The organism is uncultured Winogradskyella sp. (assembly GCF_937958655.1).
In the GTDB taxonomy this organism is placed as follows: Bacteria; Bacteroidota; Bacteroidia; order Flavobacteriales; family Flavobacteriaceae; genus Winogradskyella.
This window is the reverse complement of record NZ_CALGNH010000015.1, coordinates 1-10,228: the sequence shown is the minus strand read 5'-3', so window position 1 is coordinate 10,228 and position 10,228 is coordinate 1. Positions and strand designations below refer to the sequence as shown.

Genomic DNA, 10,228 nt, shown 5'->3' with positions numbered 1-10,228 from the left:
CAAGCACTTGCGAAAAGAAAAAGCTATTGTCGGCGGAACAAAGCAGATTAATATTGACAGGATAAAAACGCTAAAGCCTGACATTGTTCTGTGCAATAAAGAAGAAAACACAAAATCTATTATAGAAGCTTTAGAGGCTATAGCACCAATTCATATTAGTGATATCGCTAATCTAGAGGACTGTTATAAGTTAATTAGCATGTATGGTGAGCTTTTTAATGCAGAGGCTATTGCTTTAAGTATCGTATCTAGGATTCAAAAAGAACGTCAAACGTTTAAAAGTAAAAATAAGACCAATAAAAAATTAAAGGTTGCTTATTTTATTTGGAAGAACCCTTGGATGGTAATCGCCTCTAATACCTTTATTAATTACATGCTTAGTGAAGCAGGTTTTATAAACGTTTTTGAAAAGGAAGAACGCTATCCTGAGGTTGATTTAAATGATACTAGATTAAAGAAAACTGATACTATCTTTTTATCTAGCGAACCTTATCCTTTTAAAGAGAAACATATTTTAGAATTACAAATGCTATTTCCTAATAAACAAATAATGATTGTAAATGGCGAACTATTTTCATGGTATGGAAGTCGGTTACTTAAATCATACACATATTTTGAATCGTTGCATGGCTTAAAATAAAAAAGTCGGCACTAACCTAGTGCCGACTAATTAACTAACTAACTTTTTAACTTTTTTAAGCATTGTCTTTTAGACTTAGTAAAGTAACGACATTTTGAAAATAAAAATGTTAAGCTACTATTATCATATCGTTAAATGAGATTTGTTAAATGAGATTTAACCAAATAAATAACTACATAAGAAAATGTATATCAATATGTTAATATTGATGTTGGAAAAATTTTAGAATGTTTTAAAACAATAATTACTGAGGTCTTAGATGACCATTACCAACAACAAAATTTAATTTGTTAATCTTATGAAGTACCTTTGTTGCTTTATATTCAGAAAAATCACTAATAGCATCATCGGTTTGACTAAGGTTGTAAGCGTCTTCAATAAGTTGCAGGTATTTCTGTCTTAATTTGACTTTCTTTTGGAGCAATTTAACGGAATTTGGCACAGCAAGAACTATTTTAATACTGTAAATTACTAAATATTTAACACAATCGTTAAATTTTGTTTAGATTTTTAATTTAAAAATTAAACAAGTCTTTAATCTTGTAATGCAAATACCTTTTTTAGCAAATCTGTAGTGCGCGATGTTACTTTGTTTCTTATGTCTTTTTCCTCTACCGCAATCATGGTGTAAACACCATTTAAAGCTTTGGTTGTAACATAATCTGTTAAATCAGCATTAATAGTATTGGTTAGTGGTAGATTGTTATATTTAGTGATGAGGTTAGACCAAATTTTATCAGTACCTACTTTACTGAAAGAATTTTTAATTACGGGTTTAAATTTATTATAAAGTGCTGTTTCTGTTTTTAAAGTGAGATAATTAGTAGCCGCATTATCATTTCCTAACAGTATAGTCTTTGCGTCATTAAAACTAATCTCTTTTACCGCTTCTATAAATATTGGAGTAGCTTCTTTAACCGCATCTTCTGCGGCTCTATTAAGTGCTTTAAGGCCACTATCTGCTAAATTACTTAAACCAATTTTACGTAAGGTTTCATCAACTTTTTGAAGTTCTTCTGGTAAAAGAATTTTTACTAATTCATTTTTATAAAAACCATCTTTTTGGGCGAGTTTGGAGACCTGCTTATCAATACCTAAATCTAACGCTTGGCGTAATCCAGCAGCCATATCGGTATGGCTAATTGTCCCAGATTGAGGTATGCTATTTACAACCTGTTGCAATTCTGCACATGCTGTTATATTTAAAATGATAAGTAGGGTAAAAATTCTTTTAATCATAGGTTTAGGTTTTCTATCTTTAGCAAAGGTAAATTATACAGATGAAAGCTATTCAAATTTTATGCCTAATATGTTGTTTTCTCTTATATAATTGTGAATATCACATAAAACAAGAAGTTGATAGTGTTAAAGAGGATATAAACAAAACTACAGGGCAATACATTACAATTTTAGGTGTAGCACAAGATGCTGGTTTTCCGCAAATTAATTGCAATAAGGACTGTTGTAACACTTTTTATAAAGGTGAAGAAACCAAACAACTAGTGTCTTGTTTAGGTTTGGTGGATATGGTCTCTAAGCAAAAGTGGCTTTTTGATGCAACACCAGATATTACAGTACAAACCCAACTATTAAAAGACCATCATTTAGATAACGGTAAGGTTGTAGATGGTGTGTTTCTAACGCATGCGCATATAGGACATTATACAGGTTTAATGCAATTTGGGAGAGAGGCCTTGGGTGCAAAAAATATTCCTGTCTACGCAATGCCTAAGATGAAAAGGTATTTAGAAACTAATGGACCTTGGAGTCAGTTGGTAAATTTGAATAATATAGAATTAAAATCTTTAGAAAATAAGGTATCACTAAAACTAAATAATTATATCCAAGTTACACCTTTTTTAGTACCTCACAGAGATGAATATTCTGAGACGGTAGGCTATAAAATTGAAGGAAATCGTAAATCTACATTGTTTATTCCAGATATTGATAAATGGCATAAATGGAACCAGAGTATTGTTGAAGAAGTTAAAAAGGTGGATTATGCTTTTTTAGACGCATCGTTTTTTAGCAATGGTGAGTTAAAAAGAGATATGAGCTTAATACCACATCCTTTTATAACTGAGACCACCACACTATTTAAGAATGAAGCTTTAGAAACCAAGCAGAAAATTTATTTTATTCATTTTAACCATACCAACCCGGCAATTAAAAACCAACACAGGTTAAAGGATAGTATTAAAAAATTAGGTTTTAACTTTGCGAAGCAAGGAGACAATTTTAAACTGTAGTTATCGTTAGTTATTCGATAATCACATAAATTATTATTTTTAGCACAGTATTTGATTATCCATTAGAAAATTATATCATTTAATATGAATCCCTTTTTAAAAAAATATTTTTTTACGCTACTCGTTTTTACTATAACTATGACGAATTCCTATAGTCAAGTTAATGTTTCAGAGTTTATTCAAAAATCAAAAATTGCAACACCAGATAATAATAAGTTATTTTTTGTAGATTTTTGGGCGACGTGGTGTGGACCTTGTATCACAGCAAAAGAACATCTTAAGGTATTGCAGAGCCAATTTCCTAATGATTTTTACGTAGTGTCATTATCTAGTGAAAATCCACTAATAGTAGAGAAGTTTTTGCAACAAAAGCCAAATGATTTAGCTGTAGCAATAGATTATAATAAAGAAACGTTTAAAAAGTTTAAAGTTAAAGTACTACCAGAAGGAGTGTTGTTTAATGCTAATGGAAAGGTGTTGTGGCAAGGTGGTGCGCCAGATTTAAAAGCAGCGACAGTTGCTAATTTTTTAAGACAGCAAACAACAACATCATCATTAAATTCATTTTTTAATGTTATAGAGGTTACCGAGGAACTTAGCACGGATTATGTGCCTGCAAAGCCAATAGAGATAAAATCTATAAAGACGTCTAGTAAAGAATTACATGTAGTAGATAATGATAAATATCTCAAGTTATCAGGGTCATTGAAATCAATCGTAGGCTATTTGGCTAGAATTTATAAAAATCAAATCGTATTAGCGGATGGTTTAGATACCAATTATGAAATCTATTTAAAAAAGCCGTTTAATCAAAATGAAAATTTAGCCTATAAGCTTGTTGTACAAATGAATTTGGGAGTAGAACGCACTTCTAAAACAGGTGAGGGCATAAGCTTTATGACAGAATCTGCTAAATTTTGGGATACCAATCAGATTAATTGGGGAAAAAATAACGCTAAATATTTGGTAGGTGATTCTCAAATAAAAGCAGATAACGTTTCATTAAAAGATGTTGCCTATCAATTGGCCTACGTGCTAAATATGCCAGTTATTGTACCAGATGAAGTTACAAGCCTTACGCTTCATGATTGGGATTTTCATTATAAATTTTTTCAGTTAATGAAAGCCGATTTAGAAGATAATTACGGTATTACCGCAGAGAAGAAAACGATTACTTACCCAGTTTATCACATACAAAAAAAAGCTCCCTAAGGGAGCTTTTTTTTAATATATAACAAACAGTTTTTAGTTACTTAAAACTCTAAACTCTGTACGTCTGTTTTGTTGGTGCTGATTCTCAGAACATTCAACTCCGTTAGCACATCTGTTAGCTAAACGCGTTTCTCCGTAACCTTTAGCAGATAATCTACTTCTAGAGATACCTTTAGATACTAAATAGTTAACAACAGAGTTAGCTCTTTGCTGAGATAAAGACATGTTAAAATCGTCATTACCTCTAGAATCTGTATGAGACATAATCTCAATGTTTACTGGCTTATCATTTAAGATAGTTAATAAACGTTCGTCGATTACTCTTTTAGAATCAGAAGTTAATCTTGCACTACCTAATTCATAATAAACTGGTATTGGAGTTGCATTTAAAACTTCACAATCAACTTCTTCCCAAGTGGTAATTCCACCTTTTTTATCTAATACTGTTCTTGTAACAGTTTGGTACTGTGCAGCAACAGTGTTAGATGTTGTAGTAGCAGGTGTGTCAACAACTCTTTTTGTAATTGTTTTGTACTCAGCAGGAATTTCAATTTCATCCATTCTAGCAGGAGTTTTAATTACACGTTTTTTGTAAGTTGCAGTTTGCTCTGGTATAGCAATTGAGTTAGTGCTAGCATCAGAAGCTAAAGTTGCAAAAGACACTGTTCTAGACTGAGCGGGGTATTCTACGAAACATGCAGCAACACAATCATCTTTATTAACTGAAGGACAATCTTCTAAAACTTTATATTCCCATCCAGAGGTTTGAGGATATACTTCAAAAGATCTAGAGTCATTTCCAAAAGAGGCAGGAACAACTCTTAAATCATTACTTGGAGCTTGCTTCACATAAGAAACATCTACAGTTTCATAAGTAGCTGGCACGTAAACAAACTTTTTAGTTGCTTCTTTAACTAAAACACGTTCTTCAACTGTTTTATAAGTAGCTGGTACAACTTTTAAAGATGTATAAGCAGGGTATGTTTGAATCGTTTCTTCAACTTCCTTAAACTCATCTTTAGTAATACATTTTACATAACATTTCCCTGGTGCAGGGTTAGTTGGTAGGCCTTGTGCTTGAGAAAATCCGATCCCAGCGACAAAACACACTAATAATAATAATTTTTGTTTCATAATTTAATAATTAGTTAATGGTTATAGTTTATTATTACGCAGGTTGCAAAAATCCTACATACTATCATTAGACACCTATATTTTATATAGGTCACAATTATTTTTGAAGTTAGTTAAACTGTTGAAAATCATTAATAATAAGAGTACGTTCTTTTACATTTCACCTTTGGCGTAGGGTCAAAAATAGGAAATATTAATAAAATATTAACATTTAAAGCAAATAAATTCTAATGCTAATAAAAAATAATGGTTTTATTATTAAATGCCATCACTTTTCTATTAGCATGCAGTTTTATAGCATTAGACAATACTATTTTTTCTAAATCCCTTCCTTTGGTAATAAGATCTTTTATGGAGTGTGCATGGGTAATGTGCGCTACGTCCTGTTCAATAATTGGACCTGCATCTAACTCCTCAGTAATATAATGACTTGTGGCTCCAATAATTTTTACACCTCTTTTGTAAGCGGAATGATAAGGTTTAGCGCCAACAAATGCTGGTAAAAATGAATGATGAATGTTAATAATCTTATTAGGATACTTGTCAATTAATAAGCTTGAAATAATTTGCATATACCTAGCAAGCACTATAAAGTCAATATTATGTGCTTCTAAAAGTTCTAATTGTTTTAATTCTGCCTGGTGTTTTGTGTCTTTTGTAACCGGTACATGGTAAAAAGGGATCTTAAAACTATCAGCAATAGGTTTTAAGTCTTTATGATTACTTAAAATAAATGGAATTTCAAGATGTAGTTCACCAGAGTTATAGCGTCCCAGTATATCATATAAGCAATGATCGTATTTAGAAACGAACAATGCCATTTTTGGCATTTTATCTGCGGCATACATTCGCCATTTAAATCCAAATTTATCAACAAGTGCATTTTTAAATAGCATTTTAAACTTATCAATTGAAAATGAACTAGAGTTAAACTCACATTCTAAACGCATAAAAAAGATGTTCTGTTCCCGATCCACATGCTGATCTATGTAAATGATATTACCATGGTTTAGTGCTATAAAATTAGTTACTAATGCAATAATATTGGGTTGATCTTTGCAGTGAATTAATAAGGTCGTTTTGTGCATACAAATGAATTTAAATCTTGTACCAAAATAATTTAAAATGTATTAGTATTTTTTAGTGCGTTTCAATTTTAGATAATTATTGATTGTAGCCGTATTTTTTTGAATATTCCGTAAATTTGTATATCAATTAAGTAAGTTTTTTACGAATGGAGCAATTAGAACCCTATAAGCCAAAACATAAAGTACGTATTGTAACTGCCGCATCATTATTTGATGGGCACGATGCAGCTATAAATATTATGCGTCGTATCATACAAGCAACAGGTGTTGAGGTGATTCATCTTGGTCATGATAGAAGTGTAGAGGAAGTGGTGAATACAGCGATACAAGAAGATGCTAATGCTATTGCAATCACTTCATATCAAGGTGGTCATAATGAGTACTTTAAGTACATGTACGATTTACTTAAAGAGAAAGGTGCAAGTCATATCAAAATCTTTGGTGGTGGAGGTGGAGTTATTCTTCCGCAAGAAATTAAAGCGTTAATGGATTATGGTATTACCAGAATATATTCACCTGATGATGGCCGTGAAATGGGCTTGCAAGGCATGATTAATGATTTGGTAAAAAAGTCAGAAGCTCCTTATAGCTTCCCCAGAGGGGAAGAACCTAGAGTGTGCAATGAAGATGCTTCAGAACTAAGTAATATGACTAATGCTGAATTGATAAATTCAGTAAAGAATAAAGACGTAAGAACTATAGCACGTTTAATTTCGCTTGCGGAAAACAGGCACGCCAAATTCGAAGAATTATTTTCAAAGCTGAGTATGGGTTCTTCCCCTCTGGGGAAGCTAGAAGGGGCTCCCGTACTTGGAATTACAGGAACAGGTGGTGCAGGTAAATCTTCTTTGGTAGATGAATTGGTTAGGCGTTTTCTTATTGATTTTCCTGAGAAAACAGTGGGTTTGGTTTCAGTTGATCCGTCTAAACGAAAAACAGGCGGAGCATTGTTAGGAGATAGAATACGGATGAATGCTATTAACTCACCACGTGTTTACATGCGTAGTTTAGCAACACGTCAATCTAACTTGGCCTTATCCAAATATGTAAATGAAGCTGTTGAAGTTTTAAAGGCAGCAGAATATGATTTAATTATTTTAGAAACTTCTGGTATTGGTCAATCCGACACTGAAATTTTAGAGCATAGTGATGTTTCTCTTTATGTTATGACGCCAGAATTCGGTGCTGCTACACAGCTCGAAAAAATTGACATGCTAGATTTTGCAGATTTAGTAGCCATAAACAAATTTGACAAACGTGGCGCATTAGATGCCTTACGAGATGTAAAAAAGCAATACATGCGTAACCATAATATGTGGCATGCAGACCCAAATACAATGCCAGTATTTGGTACTATAGCTTCTCAGTTTAACGATCCAGGAATGAATACGCTTTACAAAGCCATAATGGATAAGTTGGTAGAAAAAGCTGATGCAGATTTAAAATCGACGTTCGATATTTCTAAAGAAATGAGCGAGAAAATTTTTGTGATTCCACCAGCACGTACACGTTACTTGTCTGAGATTGCAGAAAATAACCGCGCTTATGATAAAACAGCCGATGAACAAGTTGAGGTAGCTCAAAAACTATATGGCATATATAAAACGATATGCTCTGTCTCAGATGTCACCTTGAGCGCAGTCGAAAGGTCTTTCTTAGTAAAGCAAGGACTAGATCAAGATGAGATCCTGAAACATACTTCGACTATGCTCAGTACAGGAGTTCAGGATGACAAAAAAGATTTTGTAAAAATGCTCATCGCTGAATTCGACCGTGTGAAACTCAACCTAGATCCATACAACTGGGAAATTATTACAGGTTGGGATAACAAAGTTAATCGTTATAAAGCACCTGTCTACACGTTTAAAGTAAGAGATAAAGAAATAAAAATTGAAACGCATACCAAATCCTTATCACATTCCGATATTCCAAAAGTAACTTTACCAAAATATCAAGCTTGGGGAGATATTTTAAGATGGTGTTTACAAGAAAATGTACCAGGAGAGTTTCCGTATACAGCAGGATTGTATCCGTTTAAAAGAACAGGTGAAGATCCAACACGTATGTTTGCAGGAGAAGGTGGACCAGAACGAACAAACAGACGTTTTCATTACGTTAGTATGGGATTACCAGCTAAGCGTTTATCCACTGCTTTTGATAGTGTAACGCTTTATGGAAACGATCCAGATTACAGACCAGATATCTATGGGAAAATTGGTAATGCAGGTGTAAGCATTTGCTGTTTAGATGATGCAAAGAAATTATATTCAGGATTCAATTTAGCAGACCCAATGACCTCTGTGAGTATGACGATTAATGGCCCAGCGCCAATGTTACTAGGGTTTTTTATGAACGCTGCTATAGATCAACAATGTGAGATTTATATTAAAGAAAATGATCTAGAGAAGGACGTTGAAGCTAAAATTAAAAAGCTTTACGAGGGAAAAATAAGACCTAGTTATAATGGTGAAATCCCAAAGGGAAACGATGGTTTAGGCCTTATGCTTTTGGGTATTACCGGAGATCAAGTTTTACCTAAGGACATTTATGAGGACATAAAAACTAGAACGATTGCTCAGGTAAGAGGAACAGTTCAGGCAGATATTTTAAAAGAAGACCAAGCGCAGAATACATGTATTTTCTCAACGGAATTTGCTTTGCGTTTAATGGGTGATGTACAAGAATATTTTATTGATAATGGTGTTCGTAATTTCTATTCGGTATCTATTTCTGGCTATCATATTGCCGAAGCTGGAGCAAATCCAATTTCGCAATTAGCATTCACATTGGCCAATGGGTTTACCTATGTGGAGTATTATTTAAGTAGAGGTATGGATATCAATAAATTTGGGCCTAATTTATCGTTCTTCTTTTCAAATGGCATAGATCCAGAATATGCGGTTATAGGCCGTGTGGCTCGTAAGATTTGGGCAAAAGCGTTAAAGCATAAATATGGCGCTAACACTAGAGCACAAATGTTGAAGTATCATATCCAAACTTCTGGTCGAAGTTTACATGCTCAGGAAATAGATTTCAACGATATAAGAACAACACTACAAGCCTTGTATGCGATTTATGACAATTGTAATTCATTGCATACTAACGCTTATGATGAAGCGATTACAACACCAACTGAAGAGTCCGTAAGAAGAGCGATGGCCATACAGTTAATTATTAATAAAGAGTTAGGTTTAGCTAAAAATGAAAACCCAATACAAGGATCATTTATTATTGAAGAACTTACCGATTTAGTGGAAGAAGCCGTATTGACAGAATTCGATAGAATTACAGAACGCGGTGGAGTACTTGGTGCTATGGAAACCATGTATCAACGTTCTAAAATACAAGAAGAAAGTTTGTATTACGAAACGTTGAAGCATAATGGTGAATTTCCAATTATTGGAGTTAATACATTTTTAAGCAGTAAAGGCTCTCCAACAGTGCAACCATCTGAAGTTATTAGAGCTACAGAAGAAGAAAAAGAGTTTCAAATTAAAACCTTAGAACATCTGCATAATGCTCATGATACGAATGAATTACTTAAAGATTTACAGATAAAGGCTATCAATAATGAAAATATTTTTGAAGCTTTAATGGAAGTTTGTAAAGTCTGTTCTCTAGGACAAATTACATCTGCATTGTTTGAAGTCGGTGGGCAGTATCGTAGAAATATGTAAGCAGAGAACCAAATTCTGTTTTTTTAGAATTTGTGTGAATCGCTTACCCTGAGCTTGTGAAGGGTCTTTACTACAGAGAACCAAATTCTGTTTTTTTAGAATTTGTGTGAATCACTTACCCTGAGTCCAGTATAACGGTCTCATTATTAATTACAGATCAAATATGTCATTCAAAAAATTACATCCTTTATTAAAAGAATCTTTAGCCAATGAAGGTTTAGAAGATTC

Annotated in this window: 8 protein-coding genes; 4 read left to right on the top strand and 4 right to left on the bottom strand. The window is 33.1% G+C overall.

The genetic code is table 11. From position 1 onward, the window contains the following. On the top strand, window positions 1-640 hold a 640-nt coding region (locus tag Q0800_RS03485), incomplete at its 5' end, for a helical backbone metal receptor (RefSeq protein WP_299127672.1). A 244-nt stretch (window positions 641-884) separates the two neighbouring features. Here the strand turns inward: Q0800_RS03485 and Q0800_RS03480 are convergent. Both Q0800_RS03480 and Q0800_RS03475 read right to left on the bottom strand, forming a co-directional pair. Continuing rightward, window positions 885-1,064, bottom strand: a complete 180-nt coding sequence (locus Q0800_RS03480; protein ID WP_299127670.1) for a Lacal_2735 family protein — start codon at window positions 1,062-1,064, stop codon at window positions 885-887. A gap of 110 nt (window positions 1,065-1,174) precedes the next feature. After that, window positions 1,175-1,879, bottom strand: coding sequence for a DUF4197 domain-containing protein (locus Q0800_RS03475; RefSeq protein WP_299127667.1), 705 nt, complete (start codon window positions 1,877-1,879; stop codon window positions 1,175-1,177). 41 nt (window positions 1,880-1,920) lie between these two features. On the opposite strand from Q0800_RS03475, the gene Q0800_RS03470 reads away from it, so the two are divergent. Both Q0800_RS03470 and Q0800_RS03465 read left to right on the top strand, forming a co-directional pair. Beyond that, window positions 1,921-2,889: an MBL fold metallo-hydrolase gene (locus Q0800_RS03470; RefSeq protein WP_299127665.1), complete on the top strand. Its 969-nt coding sequence runs from the start codon at window positions 1,921-1,923 to the stop codon at window positions 2,887-2,889. A gap of 138 nt (window positions 2,890-3,027) precedes the next feature. After that, window positions 3,028-4,101 (top strand): TlpA disulfide reductase family protein, encoded by a 1,074-nt coding sequence (locus Q0800_RS03465; protein ID WP_299127664.1) that lies wholly within the window; start codon window positions 3,028-3,030, stop codon window positions 4,099-4,101. A 33-nt stretch (window positions 4,102-4,134) separates the two neighbouring features. On the opposite strand, the gene Q0800_RS03460 is transcribed toward Q0800_RS03465, so the two are convergent. Together Q0800_RS03460 and purU are read right to left on the bottom strand one after the other, a co-directional pair. Beyond that, window positions 4,135-5,235, bottom strand: a complete 1,101-nt coding sequence (locus Q0800_RS03460) for an OmpA family protein (RefSeq protein ID WP_299127662.1) — start codon at window positions 5,233-5,235, stop codon at window positions 4,135-4,137. A 233-nt stretch (window positions 5,236-5,468) separates the two neighbouring features. Then, window positions 5,469-6,323, bottom strand: a complete 855-nt coding sequence (purU, locus tag Q0800_RS03455) for a formyltetrahydrofolate deformylase (RefSeq protein ID WP_299127660.1) — start codon at window positions 6,321-6,323, stop codon at window positions 5,469-5,471. 146 nt (window positions 6,324-6,469) lie between these two features. Between purU and Q0800_RS03450 the strand changes: the two genes are divergently transcribed. After that, window positions 6,470-10,000: a methylmalonyl-CoA mutase family protein gene (locus Q0800_RS03450; RefSeq protein ID WP_299127657.1), complete on the top strand. Its 3,531-nt coding sequence runs from the start codon at window positions 6,470-6,472 to the stop codon at window positions 9,998-10,000. Window positions 10,001-10,228 lie beyond the last annotated feature (228 nt).